Origin of the sequence: Nostoc sp. (assembly GCF_036917095.1) — a bacterium.
Classification (GTDB): Bacteria; Cyanobacteriota; Cyanobacteriia; order Cyanobacteriales; family Nostocaceae; genus Nostoc.
In genome coordinates this window covers 551256-574579 of sequence record NZ_JBALFH010000040.1, presented here as the reverse complement: position 1 = coordinate 574579, position 23324 = coordinate 551256, and the positions used below count along the sequence as shown (strand labels likewise).

The following is a 23324-nucleotide window of genomic DNA, read 5'->3' as shown; positions in this document are numbered from 1 at the left end:
AGGTTTGCGCTGCTGAGGTTGGCACCGCTGAGGTTGGCATCACCGAGGTTTGCGCTGCTGAGGTTGGCACCGCTGAGGTTGGCATCACCGAGGTTTGCGCTGCTGAGGTTGGCACCGCTGAGGTTGGCATCACCGAGGTTGCTGTTGTAGAGGTTGGCACCTCTGAGGTCGGAATTGCTAAGGTCGGCACCTCTGAAATCTTTGTTAGCTAGACTCTCACCAGCTTGAACCAGTTTTTCAAGTGCTTGAATTCTTGCGTCACTATCCTTCTTTCCTCTAGCAGCATCAACAGTTTGCCAAAGCTGATTTATCCTAATCTGTTTCTCAATAACTATGCCCACATATATTGTTGATAAAGCCAGCGGAACAATTAAGAAAAAAGCAATTGACTGAAAGCGATTATTCCGTCTTTGTCTGACACTTGCTTGAATAAACTCAATAGCTAAGTCAGATAATCTTAAGTTATCAGTTTGTTGCTTTGGAAAATCTTCTGCTTCTCTTAACCGCTTCCCTTGAAAGAGATAATCCTTTACCCTCCGCCTATCCCGCCATTCAATAGCTGCCGCTTCAATTTTCCGGTTTTGTCGCAATACATCCCGACTTTCTTCAATCCATTTGCGTAATAGCAACCAATGGCGAATCAGTGCTTCATGTGCCACATCTACCACAGCAACTTGATTGGATAAGGTACTGGTGACAACTAGCTTTTCATCAGCTAACCGTTGAATTATTCTATTAATTACAGCTTCTGGATGCTGTGAAGTAACTAAATCTCGTTGCACAACCTGTCTACGCGTATCTTCTGTTCCTTCTCCCAACTGCGTCAATTCTAAAAAAATCCGCTTTGTTGCTTGCTGTTCCTCAAGTGATAATGACTCATAAACTTCTGTAGCGCGTGTTTGCAGGGTTCCCCTGACTCCACCTAGTTTGCTATATGTAGTCAGGGTTAACCGTTCTTCAGTTCTTTGCTGCCATAGTTCTGTTAGCGTGTACTGCAACAAGGGTAAACTCCCCGGTGAATTTTCTACATCTGCAATCATTTGAGAAACTAATTCCGGTTCTACTGCTAAGTTCACCTGTTGAGCAGGTTTGATAATTGCTGTTTTTAATTCCTCCCGATTCATCGGTGTTACTGTTACTAAATGCTCTTGAATTTTCTTAGCTAGTCCGCCATACTCTTGTTCTAGACATCTGCCAAAGAAATCAGCCCGCATTGTGATTATTAGGCAGAGTTTATTGTCATCCCGTTGCAAAGCACCTAGCACACATTCAAAAAACTGCTGTCGTTTGGTAATGTCTTGACATTGAGTAAAAGCTTCTTCAAATTGGTCTACCACTAACACTACACGCTGAGTTTGACTAGCAGTAATCAACTGTCCTAAACCAACTGCGCCTTTGGCAATTAATTCTTCTGCTTTTGCTAATTGAGATGCGCGTTCAATATCTGATAATTCTGATTCTACAAAAGCCAGTGCTAAATTTTGTAAGGGATTAATCCCTGGTCGAAATATTTTCAACTGCCAAGTATCGCTACCTGATAACCTACGTCCTAGCTGTAATTGATAAAGTAAACCTGCTCTGACAACACTAGATTTACCACTTCCTGATGCTCCCAACACAGCCAGGAAATTACCCGATCGCACTTTTTCTAATAATTCGTCGGTTAACGCTGTTCTGCCATAAAATAAGTTGGCATCTGCTTCTGTGCAATCAAAATATAACAACCCTTTGTAAGGACAAATAGCTGATACTTGTACTGTGGAGTTAACAGGAGAGGAATTCCATTTGCGGGTGAGATTAATTGCTTCACCAGAGTTAGCAAAAATTGGACGCTGGGGGAATGGGTGATGTTCTTGATTGAGCAAGTCTACTAAAGTGTAGTTACTTACCCAACGGTCTTGTTTTGGTTCTAAACCTTGAAGCAGTGCAGCAGTTAGTACGCTGTGTTGGCTGTTAATTTCTTCAAAAGCTACTTCAAAACCACGAGAAGCCGCAATAAAACACCTGTCTCTACCTTTACCGCGATCGCCTGGATCTGCCTCTGCAAAATTTAGCACTTCTCCGCTATAGCAGCAATCCAAAATCACAATTTGTTGTCTGACTTCACTTTCTTGCAACAGTCGCCGCAGCCATTGTAGAGATAATCCCCAATTACTCGCATCGGGGTTGACTTCACTTGTCGCCAAAAAGCCTTCCTGAATGCCTAGATTTTTCCGCAACCCATGACCAGAAAAATACAGCAGTGCTGTGTCTGGCGGCTTACCATCTGGCTTAAACAATTGGACGATCGCTCTTTCTAACTGAGTTAAACTAACTTTAGTTTGCTTACCAATGCGAATCGTCTCATTTTCCTTGTCTTTGACTGCTGGTAGCCGCGTTACCCGAAATTCACCATATTGTTGTAAGATTTGAGCGATCGCTTCACCATCGGCAGCTGGTGCGTTGAGACTCTTTAAGCGGTCATACGTATTAATTCCCACCACCAAAGCGTCTCGACTCATCCTGCAAAGCCCTATGATAGTTGTGCCAAATTATTTCCAGCTTCTACAAGAAATTTACCGCATTTTTCGTAAAATTTTGTAGATAAGCACTGCTGGGCTACCCTAGACGCAATTCTTTTAGGCGAGATTATCTCATGACTCAACTCACACCTATTCAGTTAGAAGATGGCACGATTATTTACATTGAAGCCACAAATAACGTAGATGCACCACCAGTCATTACCGAAGTTTCTCCAGAGGGAGAAGAAGAAGCGCTAATTGATAAGGGATGGAATGCTGATGCTGCACAAAAACAGATAGTGCAAAATTTCCAAGCAATTGAAGGTACAATTCGGGCTTACACTGTTTATTCACTGAATGCTTTTAAGAAAATCCCTGTTGCTAATATTGATAAAGTCACTCTAGAATTTGGCATCAAAGTTGGCGGTGAAGCAGGTATACCTTACGTGACTAAAGGCACGGCTGAAAGTAATCTTAAGATAACGGTAGAGTGTTCATTTCCTGACCAACCGGAAAAGAAAACTCAGCAATCATGAGTGAGAGTATTGACGCAGCCAAAATTTCGATTATTATTCCGGCTATTAATGAAGCGGGGAATATTAAAAAAGCCATTGCTACTACTCAAGCCAATCTAAATATAGAAGTCATTGTAGTCGATGGTGGCTCTAGTGATGATACTGTAGCGATCGCTCAGTCTTTAAATGTCAAAGTTATCTCATCGTCTCCCGGTCGTGCTGCTCAAATGAATGCGGGTGCTGTAGCTGCTAGCGGTGAGATTCTGTTATTTCTCCATGCAGATACCTGTTTACCGACTGGGTTTGATGATATGGTTCGCACAGCGCTACAACAGCCTGGGAGTGTGGCTGGTGCGTTTAAATTGCGGATTGATGCATCGCTTTTAAGTTTACGATGGGTAGAGTTGGGTGTAAATTTGCGATCGCATTTTTACCAAATGCCCTATGGCGACCAAGCAATTTTTTTAACAAAAGCAGTATTTCAGGAAATTGGCGGTTTTCCTGAATTGCCTATCATGGAAGACTTTGAACTCATGCGTCGTTTAAAACGCACCGGACGGATTGTAATTATCCCTACACCAGTTGTTACTTCAGCGCGTAGATGGTTGCAAAAGGGAGTATTCAAAACTACGCTACTTAATCAATTAGTAATTATTGCTTATTTACTCGGAGTTTCACCTGAGCGAATTCGTCGCTGGTATCGCCGAGAAAAATTTAAGAGGCTTTAAGCTGTTTCTCATATAGGTAGTATATCTTTAGAGGCATTGGATTTGAGGTGTAAGTTTCAACGTTGCGCCTTTGAACCTCAACGTTGCGCCTTTGAACCTCAACGTTGTGCCTTTGAACCTCAACGTTGCGCCTTTGAGCCTCGAAGTAGCGCCTTTGAACCTCGAAGTTGCACCTTTGAACCTCAACGTTGCGCCTTTGAGCCTCGAAGTAGCGCCTTTGAACCTCAACGTTGCACCTTTGAACCTCAACGTTGCACCTTTGAACCTCGAAGTTGCACCTTTGAGCCTCGAAGTTGCACCTTTGAGCCTCGAAGTTGCACCTTTGAGCCTCGAAGTTGCGCCTTTGAGCCTCGAAGTTGCACCTTTGAACCTCCTATCTCCTGCCTGCTGCCTTCTACTTATCAAAATGAAGAAGCGCTTATTAAATTCTAAACTCAAAGTACTACTCTTAAGTTGCCTGATAGTCACTCTCGTAATTGCTGGTAAACAGTTAAACATTCCGGAACTTTTACAAACCTCAGTCGTTTGGGTTCACAGTCTTGGTGCTTTAGGGCCCATTGCCTACATAGTCATTTACAACTTGGCAACATTACTGTTTATACCGGGTTCTCTGCTAACCCTCAAAGGTGGTTGCCTATTTGGTGTATTTTGGGGATCGATATATGTGCTAATTGCTGCAACAATCGGAGCAACCTTGGCTTTTCTCATTGGACGCTACCTGTCGCGGGATTGGGTTTCTCGACAATTGAAAAAACATCCTAAATTTAAAGCGATTGATTTAGCAGTTGCTAAAGAAGGATGGAAAATTGTCTTGTTGACTCGTCTTTCTCCCCTTTTTCCTTTCAATTTATTAAATTATGCTTTTGGAGTAACACAGGTTTCTCTCAAAGACTATATATTAGGTTCCTTCGGCATTATTCCCGGTACTGTGATGTACGTTTATATTGGTTCTTTAGCTGGTAATCTTGCCATGATTAACACGGCTCATCAACCAATTACTCCAGAAACTCAAGTCTGGCAATGGATAATGCGAGTAGTTGGGTTGATTGCTACCGTTGCTGTGACTTTATATATCACAAAAATTGCTCAGAAAGCATTAGCTCAAAGTGTGGCATTAGAAGAAATCACAACTCATGAAAAAACTAACAATCATTCAGATATTTAAAAGTATTAATGCCAGAAACTTACAGAAGTTTTTTAGCCTAAGTGTTTTAATATTACTGATATTGGCGAGTGCTTTCTCATTAAACACAGACCCAGCTTTGGCGCAAGAATCTGCAAATCCAAATTCTTTCAATCCCCAAACCATTTTACGCGAAGCCTTGCAGTGGATTGATAGCCTGGGAGCGCTGGGAACCATAGCTTTTATTGCCCTTTACATTATCGCTACCGTCGCTTTTTTCCCAGGTTCTATTCTCACCTTGGGGGCTGGTGTGATTTTTGGTGCAGTTTGGGGTTCTCTCTATGTGTTTATTGGTGCAACCCTTGGTGCTACTGCTGCTTTTCTTGTGGGACGTTATTTAGCAAGGGGCTGGGTTGCTCGTAAAATTGCAGATAACAAAAAATTTGCCGCCATTGACCAAGCCGTTGGTAGAGAAGGATTAAAAATTGTCCTGTTAACGCGACTGTCCCCGATATTTCCTTTCAATCTGCTCAACTATGCTTTTGGAATCACGGGAGTCTCACTTCAAGATTACTTCATCGGCTCCGTAGGCATGATTCCCGGAACCATCATGTACGTTTATATTGGTTCGCTTGCAGGTAATCTTGCCATGATTGGTACTGAGGCTCAACCTACCAACCCGACTTTACAATGGGCAATTCGGATTTTGGGTTTGATTGCTACAGTCGCTGTGACAGTTTATGTCACCCGGATTGCGCGGAAAGCTCTAGAAGAGGAGGTAAGTAGCAATTAAAAATTAAACTGAGTTTGGAAAATTATCTGTAAATTATCAAACGGACAAAACAGTTCAAAAGCTATATTCCTTTTAAAATAAGTATTCAAAATTAGGATGAATGATTCAGGAAGCGCAAATTTCATACTTTATATCTTTAGTTGACATCCTTGACAATTCAGTTGATGTGGAAAAACCAACAAAAGACCTAACCCTCTACCCCATCCCATTGTAGGGAAGGGGAAAATTCAAAGCTGCTCCCTAGCAGTAGAGAAGAATGGAAGTGAGGTTTTCTAGATAAGAGTGAAAAGTCACATCAAGTGAATTTAGTATTTTCAATTCTTAAATGAGGTTTCGCCAATGACTAATTCAGATTTAGAGAGAGTCACAGTTCGCCCAATGGATGAGTATAACCAAAAGTTGGTGTCTTACGTCCATCCGCCAAATTGGGTTAATCCTCAACCCGCAGATGTTTACGATTTGGTAGTAATTGGGGCTGGTACGGCGGGATTAGTGGTGGCGGCGGGTGCGGCGGGTCTGGATTTGGGTTTAAAAGTGGCGATAATTGAAAAGCATCTCATGGGTGGAGATTGCTTAAATCTTGGTTGCGTACCATCTAAAACTATTATTCGGTCTGCCCGCGTTGTTGGCGAAATCTGGAATGCTCAAGATTTGGGGGTTAATATTCCCCAACATAATATTGATGTCGATTTTCCCAAAGTTATGGCAAGGATGCGGCGGGTAAGAGCTAGTATCAGCCATAACGACTCGGCGGAACGGTTTCAAAACTTGGGTGTCGATGTCTTTTTGGGTAGCGGCCGATTTGCGAGTAAAAATACCGTGGAAGTTGGCGACAAAACCCTCCGGTTTAAAAAAGCTGTAATTGCTACAGGCGCAAGAGCTGCACAACTGTCGATTCCGGGAATTGAAAAGGCGGGTTATCTAACTAATGAGACGGTTTTTTCGCTGATTCAACGACCGGAACGTTTAGCAGTGATTGGTGGCGGCCCCGTTGGTTGCGAATTGGCGCAAGCTTTCCGGCGTTTGGGTTCTGAGGTGGTACTTTTGCATAGCGGTTCTCATCTTCTGAATAAAGAAGATGTTGAAGCTGCCAAAATTCTCCAAAAGGTTTTGATTAACGAAGGAATTCGCGTGGTACTGAATTCCAAGTTGGAAGAAGTGGTAACAGTTACCGAGGGGAAACGGCTTTACTTTTCCTCCAATGGCCATCGAGATTCGGTGACAGTAGATGAAATTTTAGTCGGTGCGGGGCGATCGCCAAATGTAGAAGGTTTAAACTTAGAAGCAGTGGGGGTAGAATACGACAAGCACCAAGGCGTGAAGGTAAATGACTATCTCCAGACAACCAATCCCAAAATTTATGCGGCTGGCGATATTTGCATGAACTGGAAGTTTACCCATGCTGCTGATGCTGCGGCGCGGATTGTAATTAAGAATACGCTGTTTTCCCCCTTTGGCATCGGACGCTCGAAACTCAGTAGTTTGGTAATGCCTTGGGTAACTTATACTGACCCAGAAATTGCCCATGTTGGGTTGTACGAACACGAGGCACAGAAATTGGGTATTGAGGTGACGACCATTAAGATACCTTTTAGTAGTGTAGATCGAGCGATCGCAGATGGTGAAGAGTCAGGATTTCTCAAAATCCACCATAAAAAAGGGTCTGATGAAATTATCGGTGCGACAATAGTTGCCAGTCACGCGGGCGAAATGATTTCAGAAGTGACTACGGCAATGGTGAATAAGATCGGTTTGAGCAAGTTAAGCAGTGTGATTCATCCTTATCCGACTCAAGCCGAAGCGATTAAAAAAGCAGCTGATGCTTATCGTCGTACACTCCTAACATCAAATACAAAAAAAATATTGGGATTTCTGACAAAGTTATCTTGACCAAAATCATACTAGGGGCTTCCAGTTAAAAAAACATCCCATACCTGCGGGACGCTCCGCGAACGTAGGGGCGCAAGGCCTTGCGCCCCTACAAATCTAGAAATAATTTGGGATAATTTATTTTTTGGAAGTCCCCTAATACAAAGACAGCTAGTTCCCTACACAAGGAAACCAACTTTGCGGACTGAACTCACCAACCGCTCATGGGGAGCCAGTCCGTTGCGAGGGTTTCCCTTAAAAGGGTGGGCTTAGTTGCCTGTTTTTTTAGGAGGGTTAAGCCTTAATCCAAGTTTATTAGTCTTTAAACAGGTTTCCAGCTATCAATCTGACCTGATACCAAGTCTACGTAGTACAGCTTGCCATCCTCTCCAGCCCTAATATCCACAGGCACTCCTACATCGGAAGCAAACCGCTTTGTTGAAATAACTTTGCCTTGACTGTCCAATGTTAAAGCATCGATAGTTCCTTGACTGGCATTACCGATAAACAAAGCATCTTTATAAATACCGCCTGTGTAAAAATCACCCACAACGATCGAATTAGAACCGGTTGAATGATCGAAGGCGAAAATGGGTGCTGTAACGGGTGTACCACTCTTATAGTAGTCCTGCACTGCCTTGAACTGAGCATAGCTTTGCTGTTTTAGGCTAGTGAAATTGCCATTTCCATCAATGCCACCTTCATAACCTGGCCAGCCAAAGTCTTTGCCTCGTCCAGTATTAACCTCTTCCCATGTCCCCCAGCCAACATCACCGATGAAGGGAATATTGGTTTTTTGATTTATGGTAAAGCGGAAGGGGTTACGCATACCGTAGTCATAGACTTTGGAACGATTGCTATCAGGGTCACCGTTGTAGAAAGGATTATCTGATAAGCCCTTACCAGTAATCGCGTCAATGTGCAGGATCTTACCAGACAGATTATCGAGATCCTGAACGCGAATTGCTCGCGGGTCTGCCCGGTTGTAGGAAGTACCATCACCGACGCTAACAAAAAGAGTGCCATCGTTACCAAAACGCACACTACCACCTGAGTGAGTTGCACTATCTGTCGCTACAAAATCCCGGATGTTTTGTACTTTGTCGAGATTGTCAAGATATTGCTGCGTGTTGGCAAATAGCTTGCCAGTATCTTTGTTTATAATGCCTGATGGCCCATAGTTTAATGTATTGTTAGCATCGATAGCCGTGCTATCAGTATCTGGGTGACTGATATTGTTCCAATTGGTGTTTGTACCCAGTAATACAACTTCACTGCCAGCCTTCGCAGTCTTGTAACCAGTGCTGGAGTCGGCTGTCACCCGAATTAGCCTTACGCCACGGTTACCTCTTTGGTCGGCATTGTCCAACGTGCTATTGGGATTATTCTTGGCATTGTTTGGATTGGTTTCTGGTGGATCGTAGGTAAACAACAGGTAAACGTAGTTGTTGCCGTTTGGATTCTTGCCAAAATCTGGATGTACGGCGATGCCTAATAAACCGCGATCGGATACATTATTTACCTGTGCAGAAATATCGATAAATGGCTTTGATACTAAGCTGTTGGCGGTGCTGTCAAACACCCGCACTACCCCATCTTTCTGGGCAATGAACATCAGCTTGTCGTCATTTGACCAGTCAAAGGATGTAGGTTGAGTCAAACCAGAAACCACAGTCTTTCTCTCAAAGTTACCAGAGTCATTATCGATGATAGTTATAGCCGTCTCGTTGGTAGTTAGTGCCACTCCAACTGCGTTACTAAACTTCAAAGCAAATGTTTCATTCGATTCTGTAGTGCTGTCATCTTTAATCGAAATAGAAATGGTCTTGCTGGTTTGTCCTGCTGCAAAGTTCAAGGTTGCAGATACAGCTTGGTAGTCAGATCCGGCTTTAGCAGTCCCATCAACCGTTGTATAGTCTACACTAGCAGCCTTCAAAGCATTGCCGCGTGTAACTGTCACCGTAGCAGTACCGTCATTCTCATTAACTATTGGCTGAGTGAAATTGAGGTCTTGAGTATCATTATCTTTAATCGTAAATTCAAGAGTTCTTTGGGGCCCTAATGTTGCTCCATCTGGCTGATCGATAGCGAACCCAAAGGTTTCATCTGCTTCTGCTAAAGAATCATCGTCGATCTGAATGGTGAGTTGTTTGCTGCTTTGTCCAGGCGCAAAGATGAGTGTCCCAGTAGTTTCCAAGCCCTCATTTCCGTAGTCAACCCCTGCTTGAGCAGTACCAGCTATGGTTGCATACTTGATTGAAGATGTGCCGCTTAAATCACCAGTTCTCAGCAAAGTTATGGTCGCACTACCATCGGATTCGCTCACAGTCGTGTTAGATTGCCCCAAAGTAATAGTGGTTGTAAGTCCAGGTGAATACAGTTGGGACTGAGGAATGATTTGCTTTGCCTGAGAGGAACTTGACCAAGACAATTGAGAAACGGCAGAGTAATTATTATCGTAGTACTCAAGTTTAATATCGTACTTCTGACCTGCAACCAGTGTTATTGCACCGCTGTATTCTGTGGCAGATTGATCGACAAACTTATTGATGAGTAGTTGATCGTTCACCCACAGTCGCACACCATCATCGCTAGTGGTATAAAATTTGTAAGTTTCGCTGTACTTGGCTTCTACCTGACCTGTCCAACGCGCTGAAAAGGTATCTGCACCTATGGACTTATCTGGAGAACCAGCACCCCAGAGAAAGTTTACCGTCGGATCTGTGCGAGTTACTTTCAGGTCGGTGAAGTCCTTGTTGTCGTAGTACTCTGCTTTGAGTCCCTGGCCATTAGCTGGTATGTTGACACTACTATACAGTTGGGACTGAGGAATGATTTGCTTTGCCTGAGAGGAGCTTGACCAAGACAGTTGAGAAACGGCAGAGTAGCTATTATCGTAGTACTCAAGTTTAATATCGTACTTCTGACCTGCAACCAGTGTTATTGCACCGCTGTATTCTGTGGCAGATTGATCGACAAACTTATTGATGAGTAGTTGATCGTTCACCCACAGTCGCACACCATCATCGCTAGTGGTATAAAATTTGTAAGTTTCGCTGTACTTGGCTTCTACCTGACCTGTCCAACGCGCTGAAAAGGTATCTGCACCTATGGACTTATCTGGAGAACCAGCACCCCAGAGAAAGTTTACCGTCGGATCTGTGCGAGTTACTTTCAGGTCGGTGAAGTCCTTGTTGTCGTAGTACTGTGCTTTGAGTCCATCTCCCTGAGAAAGCACGCTGCTGCTAGCCCGAGGGGAAATATTGCTGAGTTGTGCCTGATTATCTAGACCAGATGATGGAGCAGCAATTGTTGGACTTGCAGATGTTGACAACTGTTGATTCGGTGCATTCATTGAGATATATCCCTCACAATAGTGCTAAAACTAATGCCATAATCAATGATTTAGGATTAGTTTTATGTTTAATTTTTTCAACAAAAAAGCTTACTAATACTAGGGTTCAGCATATTAATTTGCTAATATTTTTTAGCCGATTAATATATTTTTTAATTAATTCTGATACTCTATAACATTTCACTTAATTGCTGATATAAATTATTTCTTTTATGTATGCTAGTTTGCTCATTTGCTTTACTGCTATCCTGCCTATTTGTATCAACATTAAAAAACAGCATGAGATAATATATCTTCCTATATACTTTCGGAAAACAGATTTATAGAAAAACTTGTATAACAAGAAATACTAAAGATTATTGTAACGGGGTATTAGTCCTAATGAATCTTTGTTTTCTTTCTAAAAACTTTTGACTTTTTGATGCCCGTGAATTGAATTTGGTGAATTTAATCAAAAATTCTAAATCACCATTATTGAGAGCTTCTAATTTAACTTATGTGCAGGTGCATGAAGTTGACGTAAAGCAACGTCCAATCAGGTCAGGTACATACTTAAGTATTTAGAACGATAATTTTACGTGTTTCCATTTAAGCATTGTTATTAAATCAATCAACTACACATTTGATACTAGCTCGACATGTTTCGCCTATCTTTTTTTTGTGGTAATTTATTTAAAAATTCACATTGATATATTCTTTGTTTAAAGGAATATGCAAGTTTTGATGAGCTTTAAATGAAAATTACCAACATAATGGATAATCTCATGTTTTTTATCCACATAGATATTAGATATATAAAACTTTTATAAAGAAAGCTTTCTTATTTAAAGATTTGAAAAAGTATTATTTATCTACACTGCATCTTGACTGTTAATTCATATCTTTATTACAAGAATCAGCACAGATATAGTACTAACCTGAAGTCAGTGGAGCAAAAAGTTTTGCAAAAGCCTCACCAGTTATGCATTTAAGATAAGAAACACAATCTGCTGGAATTAAGAGATTATCATAACTTTTCGAGGAAGTAAGTCGGCGCGAATATTTCAAGCTATGTTAAAAAATTTAGTGTTGTATATTTGCCGGATGATTTGGCAACCTTTAAAATTCCCTCCCTGCTTTAATACTTCTCGGTTAAAGGGAAAAGGGGAACGGGAAAGGGAGAAGAAAAAACCTTCCAGCGATCGCTCCTCGATCTGCGCCAAGGAGACGCCCAAGGGACACTGAACGCCAGGAGATATTAGCGCCTGAAACCCTCACTATTTCGTTCTTTTACCAAAATTTTCAATTCATTCAAAGTCGGAAAAATTTCAACTTTGACGTTGCACATGCCACTTTCCCCTAGACTAGGGGCAGCAACCTTGTTCAAACTGGCTGAGGAAAGTGGACTTTGACTGAGACAAACAATTTAAACTCTACCATCCAGAATGTCTCACGCAGGGAATTGCGAGATTTAGTGCGGACTCAGCTGCAAATGCTCCTAGAAACAGGAGACTTGCAGGGAGCAAAAGCTATTCTCGTACCTGTGCAGCCTGCGGATATTGCCGAGGCGATTGAGGGTTTGCCAGAAGCAATGCACGCTTTGGCTTTTCGCTTGCTTTCTAAGGATGAGGCGATCGAGGTTTATGAATATCTCGACTACAGTGTTCAAGAACGTTTAATCGAGGAACTTAAAAGTCAGGAAGTTCGCGATATTGTCGATCAAATGTCACCGGATGACCGAGCTAGGTTATTTGATGAATTACCGGCAAAAGTCGTTAATCGTCTGCTAGAACAACTGAGTCCAACAGAACGCCAAGCTACAGCCCAACTATTGGGTTATGGAGCTGATACTGCTGGGCGAATCATGACGCTAGAGCTAATCTCGCTGAAAGAAAACTTTACTGTATCTCAAGCCCTAGAGCGAATTCGCAACTTAGCTAATGCCAGTGAGATGATTTATTATCTTTATGTCATGGATGCGGAAAGGCGCTTAACGGGGATTGTATCGTTACGGGAGTTGGTGACATCTCAGCCTGAGCAAATTATTGGCGAAATTATGACGCGTGATGTGGTGTATGTCCACACTGATACAGACCAAGAAGAAGTTGCCAGATTAATCCAGAGATATGACTTTTTGGCTGTGCCTGTGGTAGATCGAGAACAGCGTCTAGTAGGTATTGTCACCGTGGATGATGTGATTGATATTCTGCAACAGGAAACCACCGAGGATATCTATGCCTTGGGTGGTGGCGTGCAGTCAGGCGGCGACAATTATTTTCAGATGAATTTACTGGAAATTGCTCGCAAGCGGGTTGTATGGTTGTTAGTTTTACTTGTAACTAATACCATTACAGGAACAATTATTAAGTCGCAAGAAGACCTTTTAGCAAAAGTGGTGACACTGACGGCGTTTATCCCCTTGTTGACTGGTACTGGTGGTAACGTGGGTGCCCAGTCTTCTACAGTGGTGATTCGCGGGATGAACACCGATGAAATCCGATCGCTTGGCGTAGTGCAGGTAATTGGCCGGGAAGCGATCGCAGGGGTATTATTAGGAGGAATGTTAGGTACGATCGCTACTGTCTGGGCTTATTTTCTGCAAGGACGATTAGAAGTAGCGATCGCTGTCGGCACTAGTCTGGTAGCTATTTCTATTTTGGCTTCTATCTCCGGTTCAGCACTGCCGTTTCTATTTCGCTACCTCCGTTTAGATCCGGCATTAATGTCAGCACCATTCATCACTACAGCTGTTGACGTAGTGGGCGTTTTGATTTACTTCAATTTGGCGCGGGTAATTTTAAAGTTATGAAAAGAGTCATTGGTCATTGGTCATTGGTCATTGGTCATTGGTCATTAGTCATTAGTCATTGGTCATTGGTCATTAGTGAAGAATAAAGTACAAATGACTAACTTTTACAATTCTGTTTCTGTATCTGGAGCAACAATTTCGCCAGTACCCAATTGCAATATCATGTCCTGGTCAGTAATCAATCCACTAAGTTCTTTTACTTGTAAATTCATGTCTTCACAAGCTTGTCTAAGTTCTCTGGCAAATTTGTTGAGGTCTTGACCATAGCCACATTGATAAGCAGCAGTTTCAATTCCTTGCTGGGCATTTGCTCTAGCACAATCTACTAGTTCTGTGCCATTCAGTGGTGTAGGAGATGCCATAGATGTACTTATTATTTCTTAATTGTTTGCTGCTAGATAGACTATCAATATTCCCACTTTTACTCATCCCTCCAATGGAAGACCATGAGGGTAGAGTTAGAAGTAATTATTTCTTTGTCATTAGTCATTAGTCTAAGACATACCACGCCTATAAGGGACAATGATTAGTTTTTTCGCCCGCAAGGGGCGAAGTATGTACCAAAAACTCTTTATCAATGACCAATGACCAAATTTTTTACTTAACCATTGACAACATCTCCACCATTAACATGTAACACTTGTCCAGAAACATAAGAAGCATCATCAGAGGCTAAATATACATAGCTAGGAGCAACTTCTTCTGGTTGTCCGGCTCGTTCCATCGGTACTTGTTTACCAAAAGTTGAAACTTTTTCTTCGGGAAAAGTTGAGGGTATTAAAGGTGTCCAGATTGGGCCGGGCGCGACAGCATTAACGCGAATTCCTTTTGATACCAAATTTTTTGATAAGGAGCGAGTAAAAGCAACGATCGCACCTTTTGTAGAGGAATAATCTAGTAACTGTGGGCTACCTTTATAAGCTGTTACCGATGTGGTATTGACGATAGAACTGCCTGCTTGTAAATGCTTGAGTGCAGCTTTAGTCAGGAAAAACATCGAGAAGATATTAGTGCGGAAAGTTCGCTCTAGTTGTTCTTCGGTGATTTCTTCAATACTTTCTTTCGGATGTTGTTCAGCAGCGTTGTTGATGAGAATATCGAGTTTGCCAAACTCACCAACTGTTTGTTGGATAGCTTGCTGACAAAAAGTTTCATTGCCAATATCACCTGCAATGGTTACCGCACGACGCCCTTGTTTTTCTACCAAATGTTTTGTTTCTTTGGCATCGTCGTGTTCGTTGAGGTAAAGAATCGCCACATCTGCACCTTCTTTAGCAAATGCGATCGCTACAGCCCGACCTATACCACTATCTGCACCCGTAATCAATGCTACTTTATCTTGTAACTTACCACTACCCCGATATTGGGCATCATCTGCCTTGGGTTTTGGCGTCATTTCTGATTCAACACCTGGTGCTTCTTGCTGCTGTGGTGGTTGTAATTTTTGCTCTTTTTTCTCTTTTGGTTCTTTTGATTTAGCCATAGGTTTTGTCTCGGTAATTTAATATTGAATGTAATTCGATGTTGGGAAAAGCCGTTTCCAGACTCTAGTCCCCATTTCAAAAGTAAACCTTGGATCGAAACTTCAACCCAAGGTTTATTTTTTGCTTTGGCTCCCACTAGCCATTTGCAATTTTAGGCGTTTACAGCCACGATGCTTGCCAAACGTACTTATGACTGGCGATTGTACGCGGCTCACATTATTTATCCTCACACCTGACACCCGCTATTTACCTGACCGCGAAAAACAAGTAGATAACTCTCATCCGATGAAGGATTTCTCGTTCTGATCTGCTTTTAAGTTAACTATTATGTTGCTATACTTTATCGCTCTATAGAGGTAGAAAAATTTGAAATATTCTCAACCTTAAGACGTAAAACAAATGAAATAAATGAGATTTACCGAATTAGTCTATAATCATTTGTTGTGCTTAAATAATTGAGCCATTTTCGCTAAATTAAAATAAAAATTTATACTTTCTCAGTTCGCGATCGCAAAAATACTTACTTTAATACCATCGATTTTTGTTAATGTTAATATTTATTTAGGCTGATATCTGCATAGTTGCCTTATTGCAAACTAAATTTATTGCACAACTATCTAAAGACTAGTTTGCATAATAACCCAAAATCCTGCAAGGTGCGCTACATTGAGATTATTAGAGGGTAGGGGTTATGGCAATACTAAATATTTCTGAGTTAGAGCAAGTTGAAAAGTTTCGCCACTTACAATTAACCCTGAGCGATCGCTGGAAAACGAGCGAGTCATTTGACAATAATGAAGCGGATATTTTAATTATTCCCTCCCTGAGTCTCGACCAGCGCGAACTCCAAAAGATCGAGGGCTGCGAACATTATGAAGAAAGATTACTATTTTCCTTAATTCGGTTGCAAAATCCCCGGACTCGGCTGGTTTATGTAACATCTGTACCACTGCATCCTAGTATCATTGATTATTACTTGCAACTGTTGCCAGGAATTCCCTTTTCTCATGCTCGCAATCGCTTGCTGCTACTTTCTGCTTACGATTCCTCGCTTAAGCCTCTGAGCCAAAAAATTTTAGAACGCCCCCGCCTGCTAAAGCGGATTCATCAAGCTTTGAGGCTAGATAAATCATTTATGATCTGCTACAACTCTTCGCACTGGGAAGGCGAATTGTCTGTAAAATTGGGTGTACCGCTGTATGCTGCCGCACCAGATTTACAGATTTGGGGGACAAAAAGTGGCAGTCGGCAAATCTTCAAGGAAAGTGGAGTACCGCATCCAGATGGCAGCGAAAAAAGTTGGAACCATACAGATTTAGCAGAAGCTACCAGTGATTTGTGGGAACGACAACCGACATTAAAACGGGTAGTAGTAAAACTCAACGAAGGCATTTCCGGAGAGGGGAATGCATTACTGGATCTTAAACCGATTGAGAATGTCGCACCAGGTAAAGCTACTCATGCCGAAAGGGTAGCAGCAATTAGCGATCGCTTCTCAACATTGCGCTTTCAAGCAAAACAAGAGACTTGGGAGAATTTTTCGGGAAGAATCCCGGAATTAGGGGCAATTGCCGAAGCATTTGTGGAAGGGAAAATTAAGCGATCGCCCAGCGTCCAAGGGCGGATTACACCCACTGGCGAAGTGGAAATCCTTTCAACCCACGACCAAATTCTTGGAGGCCCAGACGGACAGATTTATCTTGGTTGTAGCTTTCCTGCCGATGAAAGCTATCGCTTGCAATTACAGCAATTGGGACTACAAGTTGGCAGAAAGCTAGCAGAAAAAGGCACTTTAGAGCGATTTGGTGTAGATTTTATTGCCGTTGACAAGGGTAATCAAGATTGGGATATTCAGGCGATCGAAATTAACCTGCGTAAAGGCGGCACAACTCATCCATTCATGACGCTGAAATTATTAACGAATGGTCGCTACGATCTTTCTACGGGTTTATTTTATAGTCAGCAAGGTCGTCCGAAATATTACATTGCCACTGACAACCTGCAAAAAGAGCGCTATCAGGGATTATTACCTAATGATTTGATGGATATCATCGCTCACCACAGACTACACTTTGACAGCGGTACTGAAACGGGTACAGTGTTTCATCTGATGGGTTGCCTTTCGCAGTTTGGCAAGTTGGGATTAACCAGTATCGGTGATTCCCCGCAGCAAGCACAAGACATTTATAACAAAGTTGTCAAGGTTCTGGATGAAGAAACCCGCAGTGAAAATCGCGATTCTTCGGCGGTTTCAGATTATTCCTTTCCCGTAGCTTGGGATGAATATAGTTAAGGTTCGAGTTAGTAGTCATTAGTCATTGGTACTAATGACTAATGACTTTGGAGGTGGGAGAGATAGCCGATTTTCTTTGAGCCTCCTGTAGACGAGCCAGCGCTGTGCGCGGAAGTGTTTCCCCTTGCGAGAGGCGACTGATGTACGGTTTCTCACCGCCCTTTTTAGTTGAATGCTGATTAGCTAATTAGTTTTGAATGCGATCGCTATTAGATAAACCTTGCTGGTTGCTTGGCTGTTTAGGAGATTGAAATTGACTATATATATAGCTTACCAAAGCTAAAGTCAGCCCAATCGCCAAGACTACTCCCAGAATTCGCAAAAAATTGGGAGTCATTCTCGTAGCTAGCTGCTCATTTAGCCTTGGTTGGTAAATAGTGTCATCCGTTGGCACTTGTGGTCTGCCTTGATTGGATGCAGGTCGTGGTTGATACAACGTCACATCCGTTGGTGCTTGCGATCTGCCTTGATTGGATGCAGGTCGCGGTTGATACAACGTCTTATCTGGTGGTACTTGTTGTCCGCCTTGATTGGATGCCGATCGCGGTTGAAACAAGGTCTTATCTGGTGGTACTTGTTGTCCGCCTTGAGTAGATGCAGGTCGCGGTTGATACAAGGTCTTATCTGGTGGCGCTTGTTGTCCGCCTTGAGTAGATGCAGGTCGCGGTTGATACAAGGTTACGTCCGGTTTGCTGCCAGTCGGATTATTCACAGGACTCTGTTGACTTTGCTCAACTGGGTTAAACTGCCTCGGAATAGTTTCGTTATTTGAACCCTGATTGTATGGAGATGGAGGACGCAGAATCGTCTCGTCGTTCGATTGCCTCGGAATAATTTCGTTATTTGAACCTTGATTATATGGAGATGGAGGACGCAGAATCGTCTCGTCGTTCGATTGCCTCGGAACAGTTTCGTTATTTGAACCTTGATTATATGGAGATGGAGGACGCAGAATCGTCTCGTCGTTCGATTGCCTCGGAACAGTTTCGCTATTTGAACCCTGATTGTAGGAAGGCTGCGGTTGCCCAATAATCTGTCCGGGTACACTAGTATTCCCTGTGGCAAATTTAGCAGCAGCTTGCAAAGCCTGATTCAGTTCTTCTACTGTTGCAAAACGGTTAGCTGGGTTCTTGTGGAGACATTTCATCACCACCGCTTCTAATTGTACGGGTAAATGCTCACACCCTGGTTGCGATCGCAGTGGTTTCGGTGGCTCATAAGCATGAGCTAATACCCAAGAAGCTTCACTGATATGATTACTCTTAATGCTGATTCCAAATGGGTCGGCTGCACTCAGCATTTCATAAAGGATAATCCCTAAGCTGTAAATATCACCCCTAGCGTCCAGGTTTTTATCGCTTTGGATTTGTTCTGGAGGTGCGTAACGAAATGTACCGATAAAAGTACTAGTTATATTTGTAATATTGGAATTTTCTGAAGATTCACTCCGAATTTTGGCAACACCAAAATCCAAAATTTTCACCCACTCTCCCAAATCTGTAGGCACTAAAAATATATTATCTGGTTTCAGGTCGCGATGAATTACCTTAATATGCTCGGTGGTTTTTCCACCATCCCGTTGGAGAGTCACTCCTTGATGGGCAAGCTGTAGACCCTTGCAAACTTGCGCCATAATCTTCACTGTCCGCTCAACAGATAGGCGCTTTTCGCGCAGCAGTAATTGCCCCAGCGTTTGCCCCCGCAAATATTCCATTACATAAAATGGAAAACCTTCCGGGGTGACTCCACAATCACTAATCTTAACAATGTGGTCGCTTTGCAAAGCAGCGCAAACTGCCACCTCACGCTCAAAACGCTTTCTCATTTCTTGTGATGCCACCAGCGTATCTTTGAGCAACTTCAACGCTACCTGCTGACCTACACGCGTGTCTGTTGCCAGGAAGACTTCTCCCATGCCACCTCCGCCTAACCGTTTGTCTAAACGGTATCGCTGGTTATCACCTACGAAGCGACCAATCCAAGAATTTGAAGAAGGTGGGGATTTCATCTCCGGCAACCCATCCTAGTTACTTTAAAATGTTAACTTTACTCAGAGATAATACTAGTATTACAAATATGATTGCTTCATAACTTAGATGAATATTAGTGATATATGCTACTAGTATTTATCTACTTATACTCAGCTTAACATATTAGTAACTTTAAAGTAATGCTAGCAATTTGATAAAATGTTTAGAATCGAAAGACCTATGGCAGTTGAAATTTGTTCCTGATGTTAAGCTAACGCAAATTTTTACGTAGAGCTAGGGACTGGGATAAGGGGAATAACCACCCTAATGCCCCTGCTCGGTAACTTTTTTATGCCGTGCAGATAGTCTTTGCTACAGAATATTTAAAGTTTTGCAAAATATATTCTGTCAATTTGCTTTGGCATACATGATTAATATGTGCTATTGCCATGAGGAATGAGGATGAGTAATGTGCTCTCTATAGCCGCCGTGACAGCAGTACTAAAAGTCTTGCTGGAAAATGGTTTAGTCAGCGATCCGATCGCTGCTAGTATTGGTGATGTGATTGTAACTGCCCTACCGCCCGATCGAATTTCAGTTGAAGCTGACGAACGCGCTCAACTCAACCTCTTTCTCTATCAAGTAACGCAGAATCGCAATGTTGATTGGGTATCTCAGGAATTTCGGAGCAGGCACTCAGGTATTAATGGAAACCCGCGCTCTCTGATTCCACCACTAGCTCTTGACCTCCATTATTTGCTAACAGCCTACGGAGCCAAGGATTTTCAGTCCGAGCTTTTACTGGGCTATGCAATGCATTTATTACACAAAACACCAGCTATTACATCTGATATTATTGAGAATAATCTGAGAAATGCATCTACAACCAATACCTCAAGTGCTTTTTCGCAAGCTGTAGCAAGTGTGCCTGTATCCGATTTAGCTGAACAAATTGGGCAGATCAAACTGACTCCAGAGTTTTTTAACATGGAAGAAACTTCTAAGTTATGGTCTGCTTTACAAACACACTATCGCCCTTCAGCTACCTATCTGGCGTCAATGGTATTAATTGACAGTAGCAAATCTGACAACCCGGAAGATTTCTACATGATGCCCTTGTCTCAACCGAGTATAGAGCAAGTTACGGCTCTGGCAAAGACCGATCGAATGATTGTTGCGGGCACAACATTAGTAATTCGTGGTAAACGGTTACGCGGTGAGATCACACGAGTTCGTTTGGGTAATACGGAGACATTACTAGTACCTCAAGAAATTAAAGAAACCCAAATCAGTCTGTTAGTCCCGCCAAATTTATACGCAAGCGTGCAGGGTATCCAAGTTGTACATCTAACAATGGGCAATGCAGGGCAAACGGATTGTGTAGTTGAATCAAAGGTTGCGGCTTTTGTCCTCCATCCAACAATTACAGCATTCGTCGCTCAAGTGGAAAATAGCGGCGACAATTTACGCACAGCAGAAATTACCGTTAAATTCCAGCCCAAAGTTGGTAAGGCACAGCGGGTAGTTTTGCTACTCAATGAGGCCTCAAGTGATAGTCCGGTAGCTTACTCTTTTTTCGTTGCACCACGTACCCAAGACACTGATGCAATTACTATTCCTGTGCAAAACGTCAAGCCAGGAACTTATGTTGTCCGGGTGCAGGTAGATGGAGCGGAAAGTCCACTGCACAAGAATCAGTCTGGGGAATATGATTCGCCACAGGTGACTATTTTATGAATGCTACGACGATTAATCGCAATTGGGATGAGGCAAACTACCGCTATCTATCAGCAGCCTTAGCAGTGGTGCGTGGTATTTTAGAAAATCACACTGCAAAAGAGCAAAATCAACCAGAGGAGAAAAACCAAGAGCATTTACAGCAAGCGTTACAGGAAGCTGCTGCTGCTATGCCTGCACCATCGACATTGGAGAGAGTATGCAAAATGTTTAGCCTCTCATCCTTTGAACGCGATCTGTTGCTGTTGTGTACAAGTATGGAATTAAATGGAAATTTTGCCAAATTGTGTGCTACAATCCACGACGATTCACAACGAGCTTACCCAACCTTAAGTTTAGCTCTGGCAGCTTTCCCTAACGTCCACTGGGATGCGATCGCTCCAAATGCTCCCTTACGTTATTGGCGGTTAATTCAAATTGGTGATGGTCATGCCCTTACCCTCAGTCCCTTGAGAATTGACGAGCGGATTTTACATTATTTGACGGGTATCCAATATCTTGACGAACGCTTGGCTGGCATCATTGAACCATTACAAGAGGTTACTGATTTAGTACCCTCGCACCAAGATTTAGCCGAGCGAGTAGCAGCAGTTTGGTCGCAAGCTTACAAAATTAATAACTTGCCAATTGTCCAATTATGTGGTATCGAAACTGCTAGCAAACGAACCATTGCCGCCACGATTTGTCAACTTCAGGGTTTAAGCTTGTGGGTAATGCCTGCACAAGTTATTCCCTTAGCACCTGGCGAGTTGGATAATCTCATCCGTCTATGGACTCGTGAGACGATTTTAAGTAAGTGTGCGTTACTCATAGACTGCAACGAACTGGATACTAATGATACAGCGCGGCTGAATGCGATCGCTCGTTTCATCGAACGCACAAAAGGCTTTTTACTAGTTACGAGTCGAGAACGCATCGGCTTATCACAACGCCTGGTAGTTAATTTTGACGTACATCAACCAACTAGCAAAGAACAAGGTGCAGTTTGGCAAGATGCATTAGGTACAATTGCACCACAAATGAACGGGCAAGTTAAAACCCTAGTGGATCGGTTTAACCTGAGTGCCGCAACTATTCGCGCTGCTTGTGCAGAAGCCGCAGGGCAGTTAGCACAAACACCAGAAAACGATATTAGTGATATTTTATGGGATGCCTGCCGCGTGCAAGCACGTCCGCGTTTGGATGAACTCGCCCAGCGAATTGAGCCATCTGGTGATTGGGAAGACTTGGTATTACCAGAGGCACAGAAACAAGTTATCCATGAAATTGCGGCTCATGTGCGTCAACGCAGTACTGTATATAACAATTGGGGTTTTGCTGGGAAGAATGCGCGAGGATTGGGAATCAGCGCTTTATTTGCAGGTGCTAGCGGCACAGGTAAAACCTTGGGGGCAGAAGTGCTGGCTCAGAAATTGCGCCTCGACCTCTATCGCATTGACTTATCATCGGTAGTCAGCAAATATATTGGCGAGACAGAGAAGAATTTGCGCCGGGTATTTGATGCAGCAGAACAAGGCGGGGTGATTTTGTTATTTGATGAAGCTGACGCTTTATTTGGCAAACGCAGTGAAGTTAAAGATGCCCGCGATCGCTATGCAAACATTGAAGTAAGCTACTTATTACAACGGATGGAAAGTTACCCAGGTTTAGCAGTCCTGACTACTAACTTGAAAAGTGCAATTGATATAGCCTTTCTGCGGCGGATTCGCTTTGTAGTGCAGTTCCCTTTCCCCGATACAACCCAACGAGCGGAGATTTGGCGACGCGTCTTTCCAGCCGACACCCCAACCGCAGATTTAGATGTCCTGCAACTAGCACGGCTAAATGTCGCTGGGGGTAATATCCGTAACATAGCCTTAAATGCAGCTTTCCTGGCTGCCGATGCCGGGGAAGCAGTGCAGATGAAACACGTGTTGCGGGCTGCTCAGACAGAATATACCAAGTTAGAGAAACCTTTAACTGATGCGGAAGTTGGGGGGTGGATGTGAAGGAGGTAGGGGGCAGGGGAGGCAGAGGAGGCAGGGGAGGCAGGGGGGCAGGGGAGGCAGGGGGGAATTTTAGAAGTTGCCAAATCATTCTGCAAATATGCAACGCCATCTTTGATATGATGCGTGATTCGTGGGTTTTGTACCTCACCTAACCGAAGAGTTTTGACCAGTGTGGGTGGT

General features: G+C 43.0%; 14 protein-coding genes. 9 read left to right on the top strand and 5 right to left on the bottom strand.

The genetic code is table 11. The annotated features are described in order from the left end of the window. The coding region (locus V7L01_RS22050) for an nSTAND1 domain-containing NTPase (RefSeq protein WP_335038424.1) at window positions 1–2501 on the bottom strand (2501 nt) is incomplete at its 3' end. A gap of 134 nt (window positions 2502–2635) precedes the next feature. Between V7L01_RS22050 and V7L01_RS22045 the strand changes: the two genes are divergently transcribed. From V7L01_RS22045 to V7L01_RS22025, 5 genes are all read left to right on the top strand, one after another. Next, on the top strand, window positions 2636–3037 hold the full coding sequence (locus V7L01_RS22045; RefSeq protein ID WP_292725774.1) for a CU044_2847 family protein: 402 nt from the start codon (window positions 2636–2638) through the stop codon (window positions 3035–3037). Continuing rightward, a complete protein-coding gene (locus tag V7L01_RS22040) occupies window positions 3034–3744 on the top strand; it encodes a TIGR04283 family arsenosugar biosynthesis glycosyltransferase (RefSeq protein ID WP_335038422.1) in 711 nt (236 codons plus the stop codon). Before V7L01_RS22045 ends, V7L01_RS22040 begins: the two co-directional genes overlap by 4 nt. Before the next feature lie 406 nt (window positions 3745–4150). Continuing rightward, a complete protein-coding gene (locus tag V7L01_RS22035; RefSeq protein WP_335038465.1) occupies window positions 4151–4909 on the top strand; it encodes a TVP38/TMEM64 family protein in 759 nt (252 codons plus the stop codon). Then, window positions 4878–5660: a TVP38/TMEM64 family protein gene (locus tag V7L01_RS22030; RefSeq protein WP_335038419.1), complete on the top strand. Its 783-nt coding sequence runs from the start codon at window positions 4878–4880 to the stop codon at window positions 5658–5660. Before V7L01_RS22035 ends, V7L01_RS22030 begins: the two co-directional genes overlap by 32 nt. 339 nt (window positions 5661–5999) lie before the next feature. After that, window positions 6000–7550, top strand: a complete 1551-nt coding sequence (locus tag V7L01_RS22025) for a mercuric reductase (protein WP_335038416.1) — start codon at window positions 6000–6002, stop codon at window positions 7548–7550. Window positions 7551–7851: 301 nt separating this feature from the next. Here the strand turns inward: V7L01_RS22025 and V7L01_RS22020 are convergent, their stop codons facing one another. Continuing rightward, window positions 7852–10884: a PA14 domain-containing protein gene (locus tag V7L01_RS22020; protein WP_335038413.1), complete on the bottom strand. Its 3033-nt coding sequence runs from the start codon at window positions 10882–10884 to the stop codon at window positions 7852–7854. Between the two features lie 1387 nt (window positions 10885–12271). Here V7L01_RS22020 and mgtE point away from each other — a divergent pair. Further along, complete coding sequence (mgtE, locus tag V7L01_RS22015) at window positions 12272–13672, top strand: magnesium transporter (RefSeq protein WP_335038410.1); 1401 nt, start codon at window positions 12272–12274, stop codon at window positions 13670–13672. A gap of 104 nt (window positions 13673–13776) precedes the next feature. Here the strand turns inward: mgtE and V7L01_RS22010 are convergent, their stop codons facing one another. Together V7L01_RS22010 and V7L01_RS22005 are read right to left on the bottom strand one after the other, a co-directional pair. Beyond that, the gene (locus tag V7L01_RS22010) at window positions 13777–14034 is read right to left on the bottom strand and encodes a hypothetical protein (protein WP_335038408.1); all 258 of its coding nucleotides are present in this window, start codon (window positions 14032–14034) and stop codon (window positions 13777–13779) included. Between the two features lie 239 nt (window positions 14035–14273). Further along, window positions 14274–15155, bottom strand: coding sequence for an SDR family oxidoreductase (locus V7L01_RS22005; protein ID WP_335038406.1), 882 nt, complete (start codon window positions 15153–15155; stop codon window positions 14274–14276). Window positions 15156–15847: 692 nt separating this feature from the next. On the opposite strand from V7L01_RS22005, the gene V7L01_RS22000 reads away from it, so the two are divergent. Continuing rightward, entirely contained in the window at window positions 15848–17449 is a 1602-nt protein-coding gene (locus V7L01_RS22000) for a peptide ligase PGM1-related protein (protein ID WP_335038404.1), read from the top strand. A gap of 187 nt (window positions 17450–17636) precedes the next feature. Here the strand turns inward: V7L01_RS22000 and V7L01_RS21995 are convergent, their stop codons facing one another. Next, entirely contained in the window at window positions 17637–19457 is a 1821-nt protein-coding gene (locus V7L01_RS21995) for a serine/threonine protein kinase (RefSeq protein ID WP_335038402.1), read from the bottom strand. Between the two features lie 424 nt (window positions 19458–19881). Between V7L01_RS21995 and V7L01_RS21990 the strand changes: the two genes are divergently transcribed. Both V7L01_RS21990 and V7L01_RS21985 read left to right on the top strand, forming a co-directional pair. After that, a complete protein-coding gene (locus V7L01_RS21990; RefSeq protein ID WP_335038400.1) occupies window positions 19882–21156 on the top strand; it encodes a DUF4255 domain-containing protein in 1275 nt (424 codons plus the stop codon). Further along, window positions 21153–23144 carry an ATP-binding protein gene (locus V7L01_RS21985; protein ID WP_335038398.1) on the top strand — a complete coding sequence of 664 codons (1992 nt, stop codon included), beginning with the start codon at window positions 21153–21155 and terminating at the stop codon, window positions 23142–23144. Before V7L01_RS21990 ends, V7L01_RS21985 begins: the two co-directional genes overlap by 4 nt. The last annotated feature ends 180 nt before the right edge of the window (window positions 23145–23324 follow it).

Excerpts from the sequence above, each read along its gene's own strand:
- V7L01_RS22045 (WP_292725774.1), top strand. The coding sequence starts at position 2,636 with ATGACTCAACTCACACCTATTCAGTTAGAAGATGGCACGATTATTTAC.
- V7L01_RS22040 (WP_335038422.1), top strand. The coding sequence starts at position 3,034 with ATGAGTGAGAGTATTGACGCAGCCAAAATTTCGATTATTATTCCGGCT.
- V7L01_RS22035 (WP_335038465.1), top strand. The coding sequence starts at position 4,151 with ATGAAGAAGCGCTTATTAAATTCTAAACTCAAAGTACTACTCTTAAGT.
- V7L01_RS22030 (WP_335038419.1), top strand. The coding sequence starts at position 4,878 with ATGAAAAAACTAACAATCATTCAGATATTTAAAAGTATTAATGCCAGA.
- V7L01_RS22025 (WP_335038416.1), top strand. The coding sequence starts at position 6,000 with ATGACTAATTCAGATTTAGAGAGAGTCACAGTTCGCCCAATGGATGAG.
- V7L01_RS22020 (WP_335038413.1), bottom strand. The coding sequence starts at position 10,884 with ATGAATGCACCGAATCAACAGTTGTCAACATCTGCAAGTCCAACAATT.
- V7L01_RS22010 (WP_335038408.1), bottom strand. The coding sequence starts at position 14,034 with ATGGCATCTCCTACACCACTGAATGGCACAGAACTAGTAGATTGTGCT.
- V7L01_RS22005 (WP_335038406.1), bottom strand. The coding sequence starts at position 15,155 with ATGGCTAAATCAAAAGAACCAAAAGAGAAAAAAGAGCAAAAATTACAA.
- V7L01_RS22000 (WP_335038404.1), top strand. The coding sequence starts at position 15,848 with ATGGCAATACTAAATATTTCTGAGTTAGAGCAAGTTGAAAAGTTTCGC.
- V7L01_RS21995 (WP_335038402.1), bottom strand. The coding sequence starts at position 19,457 with ATGAAATCCCCACCTTCTTCAAATTCTTGGATTGGTCGCTTCGTAGGT.
- V7L01_RS21990 (WP_335038400.1), top strand. The coding sequence starts at position 19,882 with ATGAGTAATGTGCTCTCTATAGCCGCCGTGACAGCAGTACTAAAAGTC.
- V7L01_RS21985 (WP_335038398.1), top strand. The coding sequence starts at position 21,153 with ATGAATGCTACGACGATTAATCGCAATTGGGATGAGGCAAACTACCGC.